Origin of the sequence: Ectobacillus funiculus (assembly GCF_004138295.1) — a bacterium.
Classification (GTDB): domain Bacteria; phylum Bacillota; class Bacilli; order Bacillales; family Bacillaceae_G; genus Ectobacillus; species Ectobacillus funiculus.
The window spans coordinates 45,689-66,465 of record NZ_SCFM01000004.1 but is presented as its reverse complement, the minus strand read 5'-3'; the positions used below and the strand labels follow the sequence as shown (position 1 = coordinate 66,465).

19 protein-coding genes and 1 pseudogene are annotated in these 20,777 nt (G+C 36.5%); 6 read left to right on the top strand and 14 right to left on the bottom strand.

Annotation, left to right across the window (positions count from 1 at the left end; translation table 11 throughout):
* Positions 1-55 precede the first annotated feature (55 nt).
* Positions 56-1,129: a spore coat protein CotH gene (locus EP737_RS01795; RefSeq protein WP_129726214.1), complete on the bottom strand. Its 1,074-nt coding sequence runs from the start codon at positions 1,127-1,129 to the stop codon at positions 56-58.
* 294 nt (positions 1,130-1,423) lie between these two features.
* On the opposite strand from EP737_RS01795, the gene EP737_RS01790 reads away from it, so the two are divergent.
* Positions 1,424-1,699: a hypothetical protein gene (locus EP737_RS01790; protein ID WP_129726213.1), complete on the top strand. Its 276-nt coding sequence runs from the start codon at positions 1,424-1,426 to the stop codon at positions 1,697-1,699.
* Between the two features lie 58 nt (positions 1,700-1,757).
* Here the strand turns inward: EP737_RS01790 and EP737_RS01785 are convergent, their stop codons facing one another.
* From EP737_RS01785 to EP737_RS01775, 3 genes are all read right to left on the bottom strand, one after another.
* The gene (locus EP737_RS01785; protein ID WP_129726212.1) at positions 1,758-2,333 is read right to left on the bottom strand and encodes an LOG family protein; all 576 of its coding nucleotides are present in this window, start codon (positions 2,331-2,333) and stop codon (positions 1,758-1,760) included.
* A gap of 239 nt (positions 2,334-2,572) precedes the next feature.
* Complete coding sequence (locus EP737_RS01780; protein ID WP_129726211.1) at positions 2,573-3,499, bottom strand: NAD(P)/FAD-dependent oxidoreductase; 927 nt, start codon at positions 3,497-3,499, stop codon at positions 2,573-2,575.
* 155 nt (positions 3,500-3,654) lie between these two features.
* Complete coding sequence (locus tag EP737_RS01775; protein WP_129726210.1) at positions 3,655-4,464, bottom strand: CsxC family protein; 810 nt, start codon at positions 4,462-4,464, stop codon at positions 3,655-3,657.
* A gap of 465 nt (positions 4,465-4,929) precedes the next feature.
* On the opposite strand from EP737_RS01775, the gene EP737_RS01770 reads away from it, so the two are divergent.
* Positions 4,930-6,099, top strand: a complete 1,170-nt coding sequence (locus tag EP737_RS01770; protein WP_129726209.1) for an LL-diaminopimelate aminotransferase — start codon at positions 4,930-4,932, stop codon at positions 6,097-6,099.
* Positions 6,100-6,547: 448 nt separating this feature from the next.
* On the opposite strand, the gene EP737_RS25920 is transcribed toward EP737_RS01770, so the two are convergent.
* Positions 6,548-6,724: a hypothetical protein gene (locus tag EP737_RS25920; RefSeq protein WP_205650857.1), complete on the bottom strand. Its 177-nt coding sequence runs from the start codon at positions 6,722-6,724 to the stop codon at positions 6,548-6,550.
* Between the two features lie 367 nt (positions 6,725-7,091).
* On the opposite strand from EP737_RS25920, the gene EP737_RS01765 reads away from it, so the two are divergent.
* Positions 7,092-8,171 carry a GRAS family protein gene (locus EP737_RS01765; RefSeq protein WP_129726208.1) on the top strand — a complete coding sequence of 360 codons (1,080 nt, stop codon included), beginning with the start codon at positions 7,092-7,094 and terminating at the stop codon, positions 8,169-8,171.
* 459 nt (positions 8,172-8,630) lie between these two features.
* On the opposite strand, the gene EP737_RS01755 is transcribed toward EP737_RS01765, so the two are convergent.
* A complete protein-coding gene (locus EP737_RS01755; protein WP_165350662.1) occupies positions 8,631-9,485 on the bottom strand; it encodes a nucleoside-diphosphate kinase in 855 nt (284 codons plus the stop codon).
* A gap of 795 nt (positions 9,486-10,280) precedes the next feature.
* Between EP737_RS01755 and EP737_RS01750 the strand changes: the two are divergent.
* A pseudogene (locus EP737_RS01750) lies at positions 10,281-10,538 on the top strand (DUF3898 domain-containing protein); the annotation flags it as partial.
* Between the two features lie 367 nt (positions 10,539-10,905).
* The gene (locus EP737_RS26480) at positions 10,906-11,442 is read left to right on the top strand and encodes a CBO0543 family protein (protein ID WP_342772872.1); all 537 of its coding nucleotides are present in this window, start codon (positions 10,906-10,908) and stop codon (positions 11,440-11,442) included.
* A 190-nt stretch (positions 11,443-11,632) separates the two neighbouring features.
* Here EP737_RS26480 and EP737_RS25330 read toward each other — a convergent pair whose 3' ends face one another.
* The 5 genes from EP737_RS25330 to EP737_RS01730 all read right to left on the bottom strand — a co-directional run bounded on the left by EP737_RS25330 (position 11,633) and on the right by EP737_RS01730 (position 16,490).
* On the bottom strand, positions 11,633-11,770 hold the full coding sequence (locus EP737_RS25330) for a hypothetical protein (RefSeq protein WP_165350661.1): 138 nt from the start codon (positions 11,768-11,770) through the stop codon (positions 11,633-11,635).
* Positions 11,771-12,381: 611 nt separating this feature from the next.
* Positions 12,382-12,588: a hypothetical protein gene (locus EP737_RS25325; protein WP_205650856.1), complete on the bottom strand. Its 207-nt coding sequence runs from the start codon at positions 12,586-12,588 to the stop codon at positions 12,382-12,384.
* A 344-nt stretch (positions 12,589-12,932) separates the two neighbouring features.
* Entirely contained in the window at positions 12,933-15,434 is a 2,502-nt protein-coding gene (locus EP737_RS01740; RefSeq protein ID WP_425455826.1) for a U32 family peptidase, read from the bottom strand.
* A gap of 305 nt (positions 15,435-15,739) precedes the next feature.
* The gene (locus EP737_RS01735; RefSeq protein WP_129726205.1) at positions 15,740-16,141 is read right to left on the bottom strand and encodes a cytosolic protein; all 402 of its coding nucleotides are present in this window, start codon (positions 16,139-16,141) and stop codon (positions 15,740-15,742) included.
* Between the two features lie 88 nt (positions 16,142-16,229).
* The gene (locus EP737_RS01730; protein ID WP_129726204.1) at positions 16,230-16,490 is read right to left on the bottom strand and encodes a hypothetical protein; all 261 of its coding nucleotides are present in this window, start codon (positions 16,488-16,490) and stop codon (positions 16,230-16,232) included.
* A 692-nt stretch (positions 16,491-17,182) separates the two neighbouring features.
* Between EP737_RS01730 and EP737_RS01725 the strand changes: the two genes are divergently transcribed.
* Positions 17,183-17,518 (top strand): L,D-transpeptidase, encoded by a 336-nt coding sequence (locus EP737_RS01725; protein WP_129726203.1) that lies wholly within the window; start codon positions 17,183-17,185, stop codon positions 17,516-17,518.
* 505 nt (positions 17,519-18,023) lie between these two features.
* On the opposite strand, the gene EP737_RS01715 is transcribed toward EP737_RS01725, so the two are convergent.
* The 3 genes from EP737_RS01715 to EP737_RS01705 all read right to left on the bottom strand — a co-directional run bounded on the left by EP737_RS01715 (position 18,024) and on the right by EP737_RS01705 (position 20,708).
* On the bottom strand, positions 18,024-19,004 hold the full coding sequence (locus tag EP737_RS01715; protein ID WP_129726202.1) for an LCP family protein: 981 nt from the start codon (positions 19,002-19,004) through the stop codon (positions 18,024-18,026).
* A 493-nt stretch (positions 19,005-19,497) separates the two neighbouring features.
* Positions 19,498-19,683, bottom strand: a complete 186-nt coding sequence (locus EP737_RS01710) for a YozQ family protein (protein WP_129726201.1) — start codon at positions 19,681-19,683, stop codon at positions 19,498-19,500.
* A 305-nt stretch (positions 19,684-19,988) separates the two neighbouring features.
* A complete protein-coding gene (locus EP737_RS01705) occupies positions 19,989-20,708 on the bottom strand; it encodes a metallophosphoesterase family protein (protein ID WP_129726200.1) in 720 nt (239 codons plus the stop codon).
* Positions 20,709-20,777: the final 69 nt, after the last annotated feature.

Sequence of the window (20,777 nt, the reverse complement as noted above, 5' to 3'; positions counted from 1 at the left end):
GAAAAGCGATGGAGATGCAATGTATGCACATCCACCGCCATTTTTATAGTCTGTTTTAATAACGTCCTTTCGGATTCCAATCATAGTCAATCGATTCAATGACAGTTTCACGTGAGTAACCACGGCTATTGCTATTACTGCTATATTTATCACTGTATTTGTTATTATTCTTGTTACTGTACTTGTTACTGTATTGATTACTGTACTTGTTGCTGTTTTCGTTACTACCTTTATCACTGCTGCTGTCTTTGTTGCTGTCTTGATTACTGCTTTGATTACTATCTTGATTATTATCTTGGTTACTGCCCTGATCACTAGTTTCATTTTGGGAATCTTCACTAGTGCTATTATCTTCTTCACTTTGGTTTTGGTTGTTTTTTTCAATATTTTCCATTACTTTCTTGAATGAACCTTTCGGACCACTGCTGATACTTTTAATATGATACGGGTAAATGCGAAGTACCTCTTCATTGTTGACGAGTGTATAGTGGCCTCCTGTACCTTCGGAAAGAACTCCTTCAATTGCTTCTGGACCTTTACCATTGATGGATACCCATTTATGGTTCATATGGCGAAATACATCATGAAAGCTGCTAGCTGCTACATAATCTAACTGCATATTTCCTTCCATAGCAGTCTCTTTTTCCATAGCGATTTTCTTTTCAGAGTTTACAGTAATACTTTTAATATGTGCAGTATTGAAAAATACATATCCATCATCTTTTGTGAACAAAATAATATAATCTTCAACAGCAGCTACTAAACGTCCTGGTCTTGAATCTGGACCTTGGTTTACATGGACATTTTCATTGATTAGTTGCTTCAGCAAGCCGCGGAAATCATCAGCTTGTACACATGAGATGGCATCTTCTTGTTGCTCATAATATGAATGTGCATTTGCCTTTACATTCTCAGTAATGCTTTTAATATGCTGTACATTATAATAAACAATAGATTTAGGCTTTTGTACATATAATGTAATATAATCAGAGTGAGCCGCAAGAAGCTTTCCGATTTTAGAATCCGGCCCCTTTCTGTATACTTGAACCTCTTTCCCGATTAAAGAATTCAAAAAATCATGATGAAACTGAGGGTTAAATGACTCCTGCTTACGGTAACTTGTCGACAAAACCATTTCCTCCTTGTTGTTATATCCATAAGGGTTGTTTACACTGCATATATACGTGCCCTACAGCACGTTTGTATAAACGAATGTCTTGACTGATTGAAAAATTCAACTAAAGCCTATAAATCTAGTAAGCATGCCTAACTACAGCCCTGCGTATCTTTATCTAGAAAGTGATTCTATAGCGAGTTAAATACAAATTTGTACTTTATACAGCTAAAATCTGTTGAACTTTGTTAAATTTATGTTAATATAATGTAAACGCTTATTTAATTTTTTGTAAAGCGGGGAATAAGTATGAGAATGGAAATATTTTGTGGGGAGTTTCATTTTGCAGCACTAGACTTTGTCTTTGATTTACTTGATGAAATTACAATAAAGATTCAGAAGAGGATTTTATTTTATGAGGAACAAATTTTCAGCTATGCCCGCAGGCAATTAGAGAATTTCTTTCTGACAGTTCGTTTAACACCAGCAGTGTTATGCGCTTACAAAAACGAACTATGGGGTACATTAGTCTTTAAATTAAAATCTATAGTAAAAGAAAAGCAGGTACTCAAATGCGCACAATAAATAAGGATAAATAAAAAACTCCTCCGCACCCATTTCGGAAGAGTTTTTTATTATTTTCTTACTCGTTCATCTGCCATTTATTCATCTTTGAGATTTCCTTTTCCCCTAGCTGTTTCAGAAGTGAGACAGGTTCATCATTGATAACTAAGTTTTCAATATACTGTTTCTTCAAAAACCCCTCCTCTTCCATGTTAGAAAGAAGTTGCATAAAACCATCATAGTACCCATGCATATTGAACAAAGCAACTGGTTTGGAATGATAGCCGATTTGCTGCCATGTCATGACCTCAGCAAGCTCCTCTAACGTGCCAATCCCTCCAGGCAACGCGATAAAAGCATCTGCCATCTCATACATTTTCGCTTTCCTGTCATGCATATGCTCAACAACGATTAAATTTGTGAGTTCGACATGATTGACATTTTCATAAATTTTTTTGGGAATAATGCCTGTCACCTTTCCGCCTTGCTCCAGAACAGATCTGGCTAATTCCCCCATCAATCCAACATTTCCTCCTCCATAAATGAGCTCGATGTCACAGGCTGCCAAGGTTTTTCCAAGAAGCCTCACATCATCTATGTACTTGCCGTTTTTTCCGAAACTGGAACCGCAAAACACGCATATTTTCTTCAACACCGCACGCCCTTTCCATATGTATGGTTTCTTTATTATTATATCTGCTTACACAATCGGTGTCATGGTGAAAACATAGCTGAAATTACTGTGTGGGATATCCTGTGATGATCTCCCTCTATACCTAATTTCTACAAAAAACATGTACACCCTCTATGGATGTACATGTTTTTTGTAATGATTAATCTTTTACAAATTTATTTTGTTTACATAATATTTTTATAATAAACAAATGTGTTATCTCAGTTAGACCTCCTATTTTCTTGTTCTTCGAGTAGTCTCTTATGAATCCAAATAGCGGCCTGTGCACCTTCCCCCATTGCAATTGTGACCTGCTCCGAATGAATCGCTATATCACCAGCTACCCATACATTTCTAATATTTGTTTCTTTCGTTCGGGGATCAGTTATAATGTGTTTATTCGGTTGTAAGGATACTCCAAGTTGCTCAGCAAGTTCATTGCGGACATGGTTGCCGCCAAACGCAATAAAAGCCCGTTCACCGCTTACAATCTTTCCGCTTTGTAATCGAACGCCTTGAAAGAACGAGCCATCTTCTGTAAGAACTTCCTCGATTTTTTCGTTTATATAAGAAATTTCAGCCGCATGAAGCTTTTTCTGTAGTTCATCTTCAATTGGTGTACCGTCATGATTGATGTATACAATGTCCTTCGTCCAATATGTAAGGGCAAGGGACATTTCCGCTCCGGTTTTACCAGCACCGAGTACGAGAACACGTTTATGTTGAACCTCATATCCATCGCAATCTGGACAAACATACACAGTTAGTCCTAAACCATCTTTAATATGTAAAATATTTGGTAACCTATCCATAACACCTGTCGCAAGTAAAATGATGTTAGCTTTATAGGTTGTACCAGCTTCTGTTGTTACGATATACAACTCTTGTTCTTGTCTTACCTGGACGACCTTATCTGTTTGAAATTGGACACGGTAACGTTGAGCATGAATTTTCCCTAAAGATCGCAGCGTTTCTCCACTTACACCGTCTGGCCATCCCAATATGTTATGGTATCCTTTACAAAGATTAGATCTTCCGTCATTAGAATCGATGACAAGTATGTTATGTTTGTATCTTCCAAGTTGGACAGCCGCTTGTAAACCTGCTATACCTCCGCCAATGATAATGCATTCGTAATGTTCTATCATATGTTTTCCTCACTATTATCGATGTTTACCCATTAAATAATATGTACAAAGGAGGTGTAAAATATGTTTGAGATGTTATTACACTTTTGTATCGGATTATATTTACTTTTCAAATGTCAAAAAGCCTGCAAATATTTGCAGGCTTTTCAATTAGATTAGCAATGTTTCTTTTGAGACTTCACATTGACTTGTTGATTTTGCAATACTTTTACAGTTAATTCAATTACCATTTTTTCTTCTACTCTAGTGAATGTTCCTTCTTCAAATGGAGAATGTAACACTTCGCCTCGAGCGTTTAATACACGGCCCATTTGACGATCTAATGCTTCATCGAACTCAATAAAGCGGCTTTCGATTAGCTCACAAAACGGAAGCTCATTAAAGTGTTCTCCGCTTAACTGATCAAATTGAGATAAGTCGCCAGAGAGCAAATGCTCTTTTGGAGAGAATCCTTTTGGAAGTTGTGACTCAGTAAAGAACGTAAAGTTTTTTGTATCTGGATTTGTTTGGAATTTCGGGAAGTTTAAGAAGTCGATTGCAGTTACACCAGTAAATGGGATGTCAATTGTTAAGGAGCGGATATTGGATAAAACAGAATTGCTTGTTGCCGCAGTCGGAGTAGCGTATTGAATGTTTTTGCGTACAAACCCTTTAATAAAAAGCTTGTTAGTTGGGACTAATAAACGACATTGTACAATTTTCAGATTCTTTTTAATTGCTTTAATCTCCAATACCGGCTCTGGGAAATTAATAATTGTGTCTACATCAATTTGTACTTTTGTTTCACCTAGTACAACCGGTATTTTTGCAAATACATTACCCTCTGTAATATCTGGCTCTACATTACGATTTGCTAATTCTGGCAAAACACTATTTGAATGAAGACCAGGGAAAAAAGGAGTCGGTAAAGTTTTTGACTCGTGTTGTCTACCCTCTAAAGAACCTCTAGAATGTTTTTCTGACATGGAAGCCATCCTTTCTTTTATTCATGTTGCATTTTCAATATTATGTATACGCGGAAAAGTGGACTACGATTGGACAAATACCCTAGGACAAGAGCATAATTTAGAAGAAATTTGTAGTTTTTTGCTAATACCGTTCGTTTTTATGCCCTTGACAAATATTCCCTAGAGATACATACCTAGCATTTTATTTCATTTGTTACATTCCAAGTCCCTTTCCTAATAACGATTGATATAGCATTCGTTTTAGTCCGTATCTGCAATGGAAAAAACAGATATAACCTGTTAAAATACTGAAGGTGTCTGAAGTTTTAAAGAAAACTCGCTGATTGGCGAAGACAGATGCGTGTGGTTGCGAGTGCACTGCATTTCCTAAAGTTTTCGACTATGTTAAATGACTTCTAGCTAGAAATTTATACTTTTCTACAGTGTAAAAAAACACGGACGACCGTCAGGGGAGGTACATCTATGGAAGTAATATTATCTAATCGTATGGAGGCATTCAAGCCTTCTATTTTCAGCGAATTGGCGGCTTATAAGCGAAAAAAATTAGAGGAAGGCTGCGCCATAATAGACTTAAGCATTGGAAGTCCTGATATGCCCCCACCTGCCTTTGTAACGGATATATTGGCAAATAGTGCGGGCAACGGGAATGAATATGGATATTCTCTTGCGGGTACTGAGGAGCTTCATAAAGCGATTTCTGACTATTATGTGAATACATATGGTGTTACTCTTCAACAATCACAAGAAGTTTTAATGCTGATGGGTTCACAGGATGGTCTGGTTCACTTACCAATGGTATTCGCTAATCCAGGGGACTATATTCTTGTTCCTGATCCTGGCTATACAGCATATGCAACTGGAATTGCAATGGCAGGAGCGGTTCCTTACTTAATGCCGCTACAGAAGAAAAATGACTTTCTTCCAGACTTATCGCTTATTCCAGAGGATGTTGCAAAACGTTCAAAACTTATGATTTTAAACTTTCCGGGAAATCCTGTTCCAGCTATGGCAAATGACGTCTTTTTCTCTGAAGTCATTGCTTTTGCGAAACAGTATAATATTATTGTTGTTCATGATTTTGCTTACAGTGAGTTGTATTTTGAAGGCAAGAAACCGATTAGCTTTTTATCAGTTTCTGGTGCGAAGGACGTGGGTATTGAAATAAATTCATTATCTAAAAGTTTTAACATGGCCGGATGTCGTATTGGCTATGCGATTGGAAATGAGAAAATTATTGCTGCTCTCGGACAACTAAAATCTAATTTAGATTATGGTGTATTTTATCCTATTCAACAAGCGGCCGCAAAGGCTTTGCGAGAGGGAGCTCAATTTTGTGAAGAAAGCAGAAGAATGTATGAACGAAGAAGAGATATACTGATAGATGGACTAGAAGCTCTTGGATGGAAAGTGGATAAGCCTGCAGGCAGTATGTTTATTTGGGGGGAGATTCCAAATGGATGGAGTTCCCTTGATTTTGTCTATGCGCTTATAGATCGTGCTAATGTTGTAGTAACACCGGGTCATGCTTTTGGTCCTTCAGGAGAGGGCTTTGTCCGAATCGCTCTTGTTCAAACAGAAGAAAAGCTTCGGCTTGCATTGCAGAATATACAAAAAAGCGGCATATTTAACTAAACAAACAGGCAGGAAATTTCCTGCCTGTTGAACTTTTTATAATACAATTCATAGGCGCTGGTGTAATACAAGCTACAATAGCGTATATGAAAGGATTAGAGATTTTGTATGATTAAAAAACATTTATATGTGGGTTTGAAAGAATTCAAAAAAGAAGATAGATTATTTTTTATATTTTTTGTTTTTTTAATAATTAGTACAAAATACGGTAATTGATATTTTAAGAAAGGCTTCCATCTTAGGCTTCTCCATTAGTTGTTGATCGTGCTATCGAGCATTTTTTCACTTACTTGGCCTGGACTTTCACCAGCTAGCAGACCAAATAAGTGCAAAATAAAAAAAAGCACCTGTCGTCAGACTAGTGCTCTGTTGCAAACTATACAACTCTAAATTCAAAAGAACTTTCAGGTTGTTTTCTAGTATTTCTCGATAGTTTTTCTTTTTGCATCTAACATCTAATGCCCACTGTGATAACCTTGACCCTGACCTTGACCTTGATATCCATAATGTCCATAATAACCGTGCGGTCCATGATGATAGCCTGTATGATATGGATAATAGTGATGATATGGATAATAACCAACGTGATATGGATAGTAATGATGCTATGGATGATAACCAACATGATACGGATATACCATTTATACCCCTCCTCCGCTTAGACTTCTTAATCAAGATATGTGTACTTTATTAAAAAGTAATAGGAGAAATGCCCAACCTAAAAAAATCCTGTTTGTGAACCAGTCAGCATTTAAATACTTCCTAAATATGCAAGCGTAGACATACAGCATAAACCCGCTGCATTTAAATCATCACTTATTGTGGTTAATTCTTGAAGGGTTGGCGTAATGTACATTACTGGTCTGCCTCAGTAAAAGTAACATTTTTATAAAAATGAACTTATAATGCATTACCAGTAAAATTAAGACGGCATATTCTACAATGTAAAAAGAAACTACATTTAGTGCCTTTTTGAAATCGGGGGTCTAATATTGAAACAAACATATTTTGATACATTATTGCAAATTATACGCGGGTCAGATTCAGGAGAAATTACAAATACACAAACTCTGATTGGAAATTTTATTAATCAGCTTGATTTCGAGAAAAAGACTGAGGATCTTGATTGTTATATATTCGCTGCTGCTTTGTCTAAGCAATTTGATTTTGAAAATGACACTAACATCAATTTATATCTTCAACGCTTTGAAGTTTCTCAAATCATTCTTTTTAACATGCTTGCTAAGCATTTTCCTCTTGCCTCCATAGCAAGTCATCTAGCAAATAAAATTCTGGAGCAATTTATAGAATTGCATGATGAGATTTCAATACTGAATATTGGCATTGGAACGGGACGACAAGAATTAGCTTTAATAAACGAACTTGAGCTGAATGGAAAATCACCTAAAAAACTGATTTTATTTGCTGTTGAACCGTCTGATGAAAGCTTATCTCAAGCGAAGTCGAACATACAAGCCGCTGCTGCTGAAAAAGGAATTGAACTTGTTTTTCATTCTTTTTGTACAACTGCTGAAGAAATGACTCCAGAAACCTGGGATTTCATTTCTAAATCTGAATACCCTTTGCTAGTTAATGCAGCTTTTGCTTTACATCATATTCGTGAGCTAGAGGACGATTTTGACACAAGAAATAGAGTTATACAACATATCTATGATCTAAATCCACTGGCTGTTATCATGTGTGAACCTCATGTCAATCATAATACCTCATCGTTAGAGGAACGATTTCAGAATTGCTGGAGACATTTTAAAGCCGTTTTTAACATTATAAATCAATCGGAATTAAGTCATGAAGGGAAAACCGCACTAAAGCTTTTTTTCAGGAGAGAAATAGAGGATATTCTAGGGAAACCCGAAAATATTCGTACAGAACGGCATGAACTCGGTGAAAAATGGGTAGAACGTTTATCCTTAAGTGGATTTTCTCCGGTTAAACTAGATATTCTTCCTGATATACCAATGCCAAATGGATTTAGTGTTCGTTGGAATAATGGTTATCTTGGACTAGAATATGAAAAAGAAACACTTATTTCGATTCTCGTACAAAAATAATTCATTAGAAACATAGAACGCACACCTTTCTTAATAAAACGATAATCCTGTTCCACCATATTATTAAGATGTTTAACTTGTCATAGAGTCTAAGCTAGACATTAAAGGAATTAGAAAAGTATCGTCAAACCTTAGAGTAGATAGATAACAAAATAACTTTTTATATGTATTTGGTAATCGAAAAATATTGTTTATGACAATATATTTTTCGAATGAAAAATTAGGCTTAATATACAGGTCATACATAAAAACCTTGTAGATTAAGCCTAATTTAACGTAATTCCGAAATTCATCTCCCTCCTCAAGCGTGTGAAGGGCGAAGCCCAACGGTAAGGAGGAGATGAATTTCAGTTAGGCGATATCCTAAAATCTTTTCTCTTGCTCCATAAAATGGTATAACATATACAAATATGCTCTTTGACAACCTAATTTTATCTTCTAACAGTTTTCTTTTCTATTTTACATATCCAGCATTGTCGTTTTAAATAAACAGGTTTCCCAGCTCGTAAGGTTTAAACCGATTGTAGCGAACGCTCGAAATAGCTTATCATAGTCTATATTTCTAAAATGTTTATAGTCAGTAATACACTTCAATAAGTGATCTTCGTAAATGTCCGCATAAAACATCTGATATTCCTCCTGTAAGGTTTTATACAGCCAAGTTTGCTTCAAGGAATTGCTTACGCTCATGGCTTGATAATGCTTCTCATCAATGTAGTTTTTATATCTTTTCTTCACTTCGGGATGCATGGATGAAACTTGTATGCATTGCTGCTTGATACGAAAGTATAGATCTGCAATATCAAGATTGTGCTTCTCTTTTTGTTTAAGTGAGTAAGGCACACGTTGATATGGTAATCGTTCTATCTCTTCAGCCGTAAAAAATATTGATGATTCTCTTTTCGTAGCGCTTGTACAATCTGAAGAGTGAAATAGATTAAATATTCCATTCCTCGATCCAAACGTATGCCGTATTGTCCCTTCCTTTGCTTTCTCAGGCCTGAAGTTTCCTTTCCACTTTTTTTCAATCAGATCAGAAACCGATTGGTACGATGATGGTGGTGTACCTTGAACCAGCACACATAAACTTTCTCCTAAATTAAAGAATTCGCTTTCTAGTTCATGCCACCACTCAGAGTAATCTTTATTTTCCTCCCAATATAAACGTCGGCATAGATCCGGTGTAATAGTCACATATTTGTAAGTAAGAATCTGAAAACCCTTTTGCCGCAGAAATGATAAAATATCTTGTTCTAAACCTAAGTACACCGCGTCCGGTTTACATATCACGAATCCTAAGTTGTTCCAATTCAATGTCTGTATCCCCTTTCTACTCTGTGTAATAATATATGACGAAAAAATAAGCTTGCTTGTACACAAAATAAATTGGGCTGTTTATTTTAAATATGAATACCGTATTTATGAGAGGTTTACATAAGTAAGCATTCAGGAAGTAATAGTTCCTTCAAGGTTACAGAAATGGAAAGAGATTTCTCCATTACAGTACATGAAATTATCCTTGTTTAACTATTAACTCTCACGTTTGTATTCCTTCACTTTGCGATAAAACGTTGCTTTTTTCATACCTATAGCTTCCATGAAATGCACTGTCGTTATCTCTTCAGCTTTCTACCGCTTGTAGAAACTCTCCAGTCCTTTGGCATTTCTATGGCAAGACCAACAAATTTGATTCCCTCATAATGAGCCATTATCCACCATACAATAGTATCTATGAGCTGAATAAACAAAAACAGCAACTTTAACCTTTAATCATTAAGATTATTAGGGAATAATAAAATCCTTAGCAAAAACACTGGATAAAAACAAGGGGTCATGTCATACTTAATAAGCTATGTCTCAAAATGCGCGAAAACATAATTAAAAATTTAATTATTTTCGATACCAGAAAGGGTGAGAAAATGCAAAAAAATCTGTTTACTAGTGGTCAAGAAGTAAATATTAGAACGTCTGGTGAATCGGTAACAATCTCTAAATGTAAATATATAAAAAACATGAAAAGGTACGCTTACATTGTCAATGAATATCCATCTACTTTTTTCTTTGAAGAAGAATTAACGAAAGAATAATGGCAAAAATCTTTCTTTATAAGTCATGGAAGTGGCGGCTCAGATTATTTGAGCATACACCTGAGATTGAACTGTCGCTAAAGGCTGACCATATTTCTATCACAGGTTTGCTTGCAGACTTTGGGGAGCGATTCATATTGCGAAGGTGAATGGGCGGTATGTGCTGATGATTGAGGCGGATACGTTGTTGTTTGAAAAAGGCTTTTCGCCGATTGAGTTTTTGAAGCCTGATGAACTCGAGAATGTGATTGATCATATTGGGCGGAAAGTGGAAACTTGACTTGCCCAATTAATACGAGTAGCAGGTCTTTCATCTATATATACTACGTGTGCTTTTTTTATGAGACTGTCCCTTGTCGAATAATGTTTAGGACTTCCTAATTCTGTCCATCCAATTGAAGCAACACTTTTTTCTTCCAAATTGATATTAATTCATTGTCATTGCCTGCACGAACCATCCACCACTTTGTCATTCACCTTATCAAACCTTTCCTATCATGAAAAAGAGCCATACACATTGTATGGCTCACTCATTATTGGAGTTTTCGCTTCTACATGTGTACTTTCTGATACCATTGCAAAGAATATTTACTAACGGCCCTTTAGGTTAAACTATCCAAGGAGATTTACAGGATGGAGGCATCAGCATGAATAAAACTTTTATAAATAACACTTTCGAAAAAGCGACTCTAAGGTTTCTATTCCTTTTTGGGATAATTGCTTTTTTCAACTTGATAAGAAAGCCTCTTATGAAAGACTGGCTCATTATCTTTTTTCTTAAAAGTTACATTTCAACAATTCTAGACGCTGTAGTCGTGAAAAAAGGTTACATAAAATATCCTGTTAATTTGTTTAAAATCTTTGATTTCAGCTTCTTGTTCAGCTACATTCTCTTCCCCATTTCATGTGTGTACTATAATCAACTAAGCAAAAATTCAAATATTTTCGGTATGATAGCAAAATCTCTATGTTTTAGCATCCCTATGACAATTGCTGAAAATTGGCTCGAAAAGAATACACGACTAATTGAGTACAAAAAGTCATGGAATTGGAAATATACGCTTTCTTCTCTAACCACAACATTTTTGATTGTCCGTTTGATTATCGGTATAATCCGAAAGAGTACCAACACAGGACGCACTGCTATTAACAAAAGAACAATAAAAACACCTGTCACACGATAGGTGTTTTTCTACATACCTCACTCATAACGGTTTATTAAATCCATAATCGCAATCTCCAGCAAGTCACTCTAATTGAATCGTTTCTCTTCCAAATTCGTCCAGTTACGCTCTCAGATATAACAATGGTCTTCCTTACCTTCTCAAGCATCATAATGCGTTTATGTAAGACATCTCGCTTTGTTTAATGCTCCTATTCCTTCATGTACTCAGATGCCATCTCCTTGAGTGCTTTAACCTCTTCCTGCGTGAAGTCCGTTGCATTGGCAAGTGAAATACTTGATGCACACTCTCTCACTGCTTGTGATACTTCTTGTCGTACTCGTTTCACAATAGGTGAATCGCTGTATGAACTCACAAAATCAAATGAGGACAGGTTGTTAGTCCTTTCCCTTTTTTACTGGTTACCGTAATGCATCTTTATGATCTGTTGTATATTAATAAACTCCTATCTCTCCAAATGGGGTTGATAAAAATACCCCCAACCTTCCTCCATGAATTTCCCTATTGTATTTCTTTAACTATCGAAATAATATTTAAACCGCTAATTTCATTTTTGTAACGTTTTATCACTATGATTTGCCTTAATTAATTGTCCGCGTGTTATCCCCAACTGATTTGTTGCTTTTAATGCCCTCCATACGCTCGTTCCGTTTCGTTTTCCTTCTAATGCCTTGTAAACATTCTAGAAACTCATTGATATCAAGGTTTTGTTGAATATTTTTCCTTACTATTCCCCCGAAATTGTCGATACAAGCAATCAATTTACATCAGCTAAATGCAACCCTAGCAGCTGTTGGATTTCTGTTTTTTAAGATAATGCTATCGACTGTTTTGTATTTACTGAAAAAAGATATTTTCAAAAAATTAATACGGTATATGAAATTATTAATTATTTAACTACAAACTTTTACGCTCGTATTCCTTATTAAATCGTATCTGTTAGTTGAGTCGTGTCGGATATTTACCGAATGTGTGGATGAGGGTGGTTTCTGCATCCCACCAACACACTAACACATCAACTCCACAGCAGGCTTGCGGAATGGAAGGACCGTCAGATTCAATTAAAGGTAAGGAGAACACCTTAAATGCCTCCATAAGCCATTCAGGGCGTCTTTGAGTGTATGCTTTATAACACACTAAACTCATTTATTATTTGTTGTGAAACTAAAGCACCAGTTGAATAAGTAACAGTATTAAAACAATGTCGTTTTTGTGAAAATTTAATCGGATAATTTCCTTGTTTCTGTAAAGCATATATATACTAAGTAATTGTTTATATGGACTTAAATTACATAATAAACTGCAGATGAATACAAGAAGGCAAGCTACAATTCAATCGTGGCTTACCTTCTTGTTAAGACAGTCATCTTTTTTCAATTTAGCTTTGTATTAAATCAGCAGGAGAGTAATAGGAATGAACCATACCCGTACATTCCGTTGTTCCTTGTTCCGATTTTCAGCGTCTGGCAAAAGCTTTTAAACCGCTAATTTCATTTTTGTAACGTTTTATCACTATGATTTGCCTTAGTTAATTGTCCGCGTGTTACTCCCAACTGATTTGTTGCTTTTAATGCTCGCCATACGCTCGTTCCGCTTCGTTTTCCTTGCAGCGCTTCTCGGTATAATGTTATAACCTCTTTCACTTTATCTGCACCTTCTTCAAGGAACTCTATACGATAATGCTGAACACCATGCTGTATAAAATGATTTAAGTATTCAGCCCCTGATTGTTCAATCGCATTATATACAGTATTACGACAACCGATATCTACCCTGACTGGATGAGACATACCAATACGATCTTGCAGGGAAACTCGATGCGTTTCGCATGGTCGACCACAGTTTGTAAAATCAGTACCTTCACTTAAGAACGTACAGTATACACAATGTTCCGTGTGGAACATTGGTAAGTGTTGGTGAATAACCATTTCCATTTGATCCGTCTTTGCTACCGCAAGCATATCCATCATCTGTTGGATATTTAAATCATAGGATGGCGTAACTCGTTCTAATCCGCGCTCTAAAAACATCTCGACAGCTTTATGGTTTGCGATGTTTAAAGAGAAATCGCCAATGAGCGGTAAAGAAAGCTGTTGTTCAATATAATAATGTGCTGCTCCTAAGCTTCTTACGAGAATAGCATCTGGGCCCGCCTTGACAATGCCATTTAAAATTCCGTTTTCGCCTGGCATATGAATGCGTGGTGTTGCTAGAGCTATATGTTTTCCTGCTTTACGTACGGCTTGTACCGCCTTCGGATAATCTGTTGTAAATTCAAAATCAGCATAGATAAAGGTAACATCTGTTTCACACGCTGCATGAATTTGTTCCATTGTGCGGCAAAGCACTAACAGCTGAGGAGCTTCTGCACTTATGTGATTCTGTTTTTGAACTGCTGTTGATACTGCATGCTTTTTATATTGCTTCGGCTCCTGTCTTAGTGCAAGTAATGCCTCAGAAGCTTCACGGCGCATACGATTCAGTTCTTTTACAGGAACAATAACATTGCCTGAGAAATGTGCGGTAACATGTGCTAGTTCAAACACAGTGCCTCCTAAGCGGCCCCATTGCTCCTGCAAATATTCTGATGTTAACGGTCGTTTTATTGCCTCCTGCAGCAGCTCTTCTGATTCAACTGTTACAGTATAACCTGTCACTTCGTCACGCCATACAGAAACAAGAGGCTTTCCTGCTTTTCCATATGCGTCAATCGTTATAGGAAATAGCTTATAGGTATATTCTGCTTCAAATGTTTTACGCAGACGACGATCTAATTCTTGATCACTCGTTTTCCAAATACGATCGCCCACACGTACCTTCGTTAAGTTCACATCATGACGGCCCGGGACAATTTCAATTAGACCATTTTGCACTTCGCCTTCAACTTTTTGCCCCATTTTACGAAGATCGTAGATGCGCCCGCCTTCTTCTTTCTCCTCCGGACGGCCAGCATCAAAAACAATACCGTCACCGCGTTTTACCGGTGCCTGTAATTCACATAATACAGCATCCTTTAATACTTTTTTCACCGTACCTAAAAACACACCGCGGCTTTTTGGAAATGTTCCGTCAAGCAGCTGTTTATGATTCGTCCCGCTTAAAAAGCCATATGTGAATCCGCGGCTGAAGCTTTGCTGTAGTTCGCGCAAATCTTCTTTTGTAGGGTTGTAATCACGGCCGGCTATATATTCATCAATTGCCTTCCGGTATTTACTTACTACGTTTGCTACGTATTCGGGAGATTTTAAACGACCTTCGATTTTAAAGGTAGAAACGCCTGCTTCAATTAACTCAGGTACAAGCTCTAATGCAGCCAAATCCTTTGGTGACAGTAAATAAGCAATATTTCCCATTTCCCGCTTTTCTCCGTCTACAATTAAATCATAAGGAAGACGGCATGCCTGTGCACATTCCCCGCGGTTCGCAGAACGTCCACCCCACATTTCCGAAGTTAAACATTGTCCAGAGTATGATACACACAATGCACCATGCACAAATACTTCAAGAGGCACATCTGTTTTATTTGCGATAGTTTGAATTTGCTTTAAGTTATTCTCACGGCCAAGCACGATAACTTCTAAATCATACGGCTGCAAAAATTGTACGGCTTCTGGAGATGTAATCGTCATTTGTGTAGAACCATGGATTGGAAAATCAGGTGAAATTTCACGAATTAACTGTACTAATCCCATATCCTGCACAATCAGAGCATCCACTCCTGCCTCAATACATGCTTCTACTAACTTGCGTGCATCCTCTAATTCCTGTTCAAATACTAATATATTAAACGTAACGTATCCTTTTACATTGTATTTATGCAAGTACTTCATCACATCTGGCAGTTCTTCCATTGTGAAGTTTTTTGCACGTACACGGGCGTTAAATTTATCTACTCCAAAAAATACGGCATCTGCTCCGTTAGCAACAGCGGCACGTAAACATTCCCAATTACCAACAGGTGCTAATAATTCTATTGCACGTTTGCCCTTCAAGCATCTCAATCCTTCCTAGTTTAAACTCACGACTTTAATATTACTGCATAAACAGTTTGTTTACAAATGTGTTTGTATATGTTCTTGCAATTTGTAAAAAACTAATTATTAAATTCGAATTACGCTACATGAAATTTTATAGCGTGTGAGATAATGTGGTTGATTTTAGACAACAAAAGCAAACTTTCACTATAAATATACGAGTGTGCTTTTTACTAATTCGGCTGACGTTTTTTAAAAATAAATTTTTATTTCGATACGTGAAATTAACCCCCTCAGAAGTATAAAGCAGGTGTCTTCCTGCTTTATACTTCTACATCCTTCCCCTCTTCTGCTACGTGATAAAGCAAGTGGGCAAGATGATGGATTGAACCGTACTCCTGCTCCTCTTCATTCTCATCCTCTTCCCCTTGGAACTCAAGGTCATTTAAATATAATGCCATGAATTCATAAAAATCCTTAAGTTGGAACGAATAACAAGCAATAGGATCTTCCCCATCCTCTTCATATTGCAAAGATAAGTAATATTCGGTCCCATCTGTATCTTCCGCATCAAAAAACACGAAAAAGCCGATATTTGTATCAAGTTCAAACAAATGTCTAGTTCCACCCGCTGTAACTCGGTTAAAATCATCCTCATTTAACTTTTGTACCGTTATCATAGGCATTTCATCTTCGGCGTGAAACGTTACCGTAAAAGATTTCATATTACCACCTCCGCATTTAATACCTCTAGGATACACAAGTTTTTTTCATTTCAAACCAGTCAATATCCCTGCATTTTACTTAGAAATCCTATCCCTTATATTGTAAATAGCCCTCCAGCAACTGTTTCTTCATTTGTACATGATTCTCTGAATCACGCAAAGATTCGATATATAAATGAAGGGCAGCCCTTGCTTTTTCTCGAAAATTCGCTTCTTCGGCTAGTTTCTGTAAATCCTTCGGTACAAACAAAAGCTGCTCCTTCACCTTTCCCTCTAGTTCATCCCCTATGTATCCCTCTTGCTCAAGTTTTTTTCTTATCCATGTATGAAAACTGTTTTCTTCTTCCACAAACATATCCTCCTTTCTATTCGTCTTGTTATGCTTATTGTATCTATTTCGCTTTACACGTGTACAGAGATTATTAATTTTTATAAAACAGCTAACATTTGTTTCTTAATTACTGCAATAAATGGATAGTGCTCTCGTTGAACATTTAATTACTATTTAAGGTCACTTGATGAGCGACTTTTGTTACAAATAGCACAAAGACAAAGACCACTTAATTGTAACCCTCAATTGTTTTTTAACTGAACTTCCATTAGGCTAGTATGGATTTATCCCAGAATCTTATGTAGTAAGGGTTGTTATTTAGCAACTTTAAAATTTAAAAGGAACATGAAAGTAAGCTATTAGGAAGACAATAATAAATAAGGAGAGGATATAGGCTCGGAATGGATAACGCTGATCCAGTGCAATAACCGAGAACATAACAATGTCAAATAAAAAAGAATACCAAAATTGGCAATTAGTTCACCCCCTTTCCTTAAAACTCTGTAAACATTAGTGTTGATAATTTGAACAAAGGAAGAAAGGTCCAATTTGGTCCTTCTGCTGTATGTCTTATAAAGCTAAATCCTTCATTGAACAAGTAGTACCTTCTTTTCATTGCGAATAATCTTCGTATTGTTCAATCAATTCCTAATTAATTAACAAATTCCTGAGTTCCTTCATACGATATTCAAAAAATGGAGTTGATTTTCATGGTGAGATGGATTGACGTATCTGTATCACAACATCAATTAAAACTTTTTGATGGAAACAGGCTTATAAAAGCTTACCCAATTGCAGTTGGGAAAATATTGTCACCAACACCCTCTGGGACATACACGATTATCAATAAACAACATAATCCTGGTGGACCATTTGGAGTGCTTTGGATGGGGTTGTCAAAACCTCATTACGGTATACATGGAACAAATAACCCAGCTTCAATCGGTAAGAATGTCTCACATGGATGTATTAGGATGTTTAATCATGATGTTCTGGAATTATCCTCTAGAGTTCCCGTTGGTACTGGGGTTTTTATTCATACATGACTCTATTAATCTCGCCTCCTTTACTGCATACTTTTGTAAAATGCTTCCATTTCCTTTTTTTGCAACTGCTGGAGACTGATTATAGGCTTCCCACTGGCTTCTGCTACACGCTGCAAGGATTTCAGTCTGAGCAGTCATTCTCGTTCGTTTACGCTTAAACTGCGGCAAATCCTTTAGCTTCAATTCAATCCCAGCAATACTTTCACCATTCGCAAGTCCATATTTCAATTTTAGACTTCTGCTCTTCCTCTTTATTCCCGTATTCGTCTACATTCTCGACTTCGAGTAAGAGGAATGTTTGTTTTGTAAACTCCTCCTTGTGCTAAATGCTTTTCAAAATAAAAAGCCATCTTTTTAAAAAGACGGCACACTAATCCTGTTGAATGCTGTTATTGTGTTTAGAGAAAAACCACTTATAGTACCTATATGATTACAAAGCTTTATAGTGCTTTTATTTTAGCATTGTATAAATTGATGATAAGATAATCTACAACCTCATTTTCACCTATTGCTTAAAATGTTGGTCAATAATTTCTTCCAGTTGAGCTTTATCCATAACGAGCTGGTCGTTATTATTCTTTAAGATATCATCGTACATGGTCTTCCACTCGCCACCAACTTGATAGTAGTGGAGTTGCGTATCCGGATTAAAGTCTTTTATAGCTACGCCTAAACTTATCATATCGGATGTATTCATATTGGATGCAATCAAGAAATTCGGCACTTGTTTTATAACCCCAGGCAACTTTGTCACATTAGAAGGCTTTAATGCTGTTTTTGCAATCCCTATCAAGGCTTCTTCTTGTAATTTTTGACGATCATATTCTCCATTCTTTAGAGAATAACGCTCATGCACAAGTTCTGTTACCATCTTGCCATCAACTGAATGAACACCAGCGTTTACCACTTTATTTTTATTTTCTGGGTACCAAGGATGGGTCAATTTCACATCGAATGGTACGTTCATATCGATACCACCTATAGCATCCACCATCCCCTGCAGTCCTTGGTAATTTGTTTCTACATAATAATTAATTGGAACACCTGTCAATTCACTAACAGCATTTACAGCTGCATCTACACCTTTTTGGGCACCCTCTGTTGCCTGCTTAATATATTGTACACTTGTAAGCTTTGTATAACCATAACCATCCAAATGCACTCTGGTATCTCGTGGTATGCTTATCGCCTGATATTGATTTCTATTTAAATCCACATGAAAAAGCATCATAGAATCAGAGTGTCCAACGTTCTGTCCTTTTCTTTCATCTGACCCAATTAGTAAAACATTAAATACACCGTATTGAGATTGTGTATTATTAGGGGTCTTGCTTACTACAGGAACTTCTTTGAAATGATTTTGGGGCTGTAGTTGTTTATATACAAACCCTGTAATCGCCAAAAGTATAATAGCCAATACACCTACACTATAACCAATAATTTTACGTTTGTTTCTTTTTCTTCTTTTTTTCCTTATTTCACCCATAAGCTCTAATATCCCCTCAATTTAATTAATCTTTTAAAATATAAAATCATTCTACTATTAAGTGAAGTGATTTCCAAATCTATTTTAAAAAAGTAAAACTTACCGGTGGATAAAATAGTAATTGAATTGCAAGCAACGTTTCTTTGCTTCATTCAGCTACCTCATATGCTTCTCGATACCAACCATAGGAAGTAGCTCAAAAAAGCGGAAGAGGCGGATATCCCTCCACTCAAGCCAAAAGCATTTTATGAAGAACTGGTATTGTCGAATCATATTCTCCACAATGAACAAACAGCAGTTTCCGCTACCGCTTGTCTACATATCGAACACACAATAACCAAAGTATACATATATAGGTGGCAATCGTACGACAAAAAAGCGAACTGCCGCAGCAATCCGCTTTCGAATAATTTATTTACTAATAGCTAGTAACACTTAAGCACTAACTATCGCATCAAGGATAATTTCGACTCGCTTGTCCTTTACTTCGTAATTATTGCGGGTTTTCAAGTGAAGCAGAATCATTACCTATGGTATCAATTGTACCGTCTGTATACATACTGCTCACTTGTCTATGCGTGATTGCAAACCCTTGTACCGTTTCCGAATCATCATGATGCTCAGCCGGATTGTAATGCAACAAATCCGCCATAAATAAGCTTGGTTTCTTTTCTGTCATATGGCACGTCTCCTTTAACTATTGTCTTACCTACTTTTTGTTTAAGTAGAAAAAAATATAATAGGAAGAATAATCCAATCCTCCTTATCAAATATCACTTAGTTTCTTTATATGAATTTTCTTATGGTAGATGTTTTTGAGGATAAATAAATTAAATACAGTAAATGAAATTTCGTGGTTTTTTTTGCATCATCAAAAAAACGTTTCCACCGTTGAAGTTTCACACTCAAAAAACAAATCCCCCATAACTCACACATTGTATCGTTATGGAGGATTTGTTTTATTGTAAGCTTAAAAAGATTTGCCTATATTCTAGCTTTACGCAAAACTTGTGTCATCATATCTGCGTTAGGATAATCCTTTTCTTGATATTGTTGAATCACCTTTTCTATAGCAAAACTCACGCGCTCAATAGATGTTCTAAAACCATCCTCCTGTATCTCGACAATACCATAGGAAGCTTTATTCATTCCATCGAAGGGCAAGCCAACACTCCCAATATTCATAATTACTTTACCATCAAGATAGCGAATATACGGCTTATGAATGTGCGCGTATACATACAGATTGGCTTCCACAGTTGACATCATTTTAGATTGTAAAGTTTCATCATCCGCGTTTGGCGGTATAATATCGAACAGACTGTTCGGCGTTGCATGAAATGCATGAAATGATATACCTTCGACTGTAGAATTTATTTCTGTAGGCAAGCTGTCTAAGTATTCAATATCAGCTTGGTCTAACTGAGATACAATCCAGTCACGTTCCGTGTTCATTAGTTGCAAAATCTTATCAGGCACTTCTCCCTGACGAACTCCACGGACTACCCATTCATCTGCATTCCCCTTAATAACCTCTGTATGTAATGAACGAATTAAATCAAGAGAACGCTTAGGTTCTGGACCACGGTAACAAATATCACCAAGCACATACACTTTATCAACCTGTTTTTTACTTACATCCTCTAATACAGCCTCAAGTGCAACTGCGTTTCCGTGGATATCAGATATAAATGCTAGCTTCATTCCCATTCAACCCCCATTCTTACTTACAACATCCCTTTTCAAAGCTATAAAGAATGATAAGACAAGATT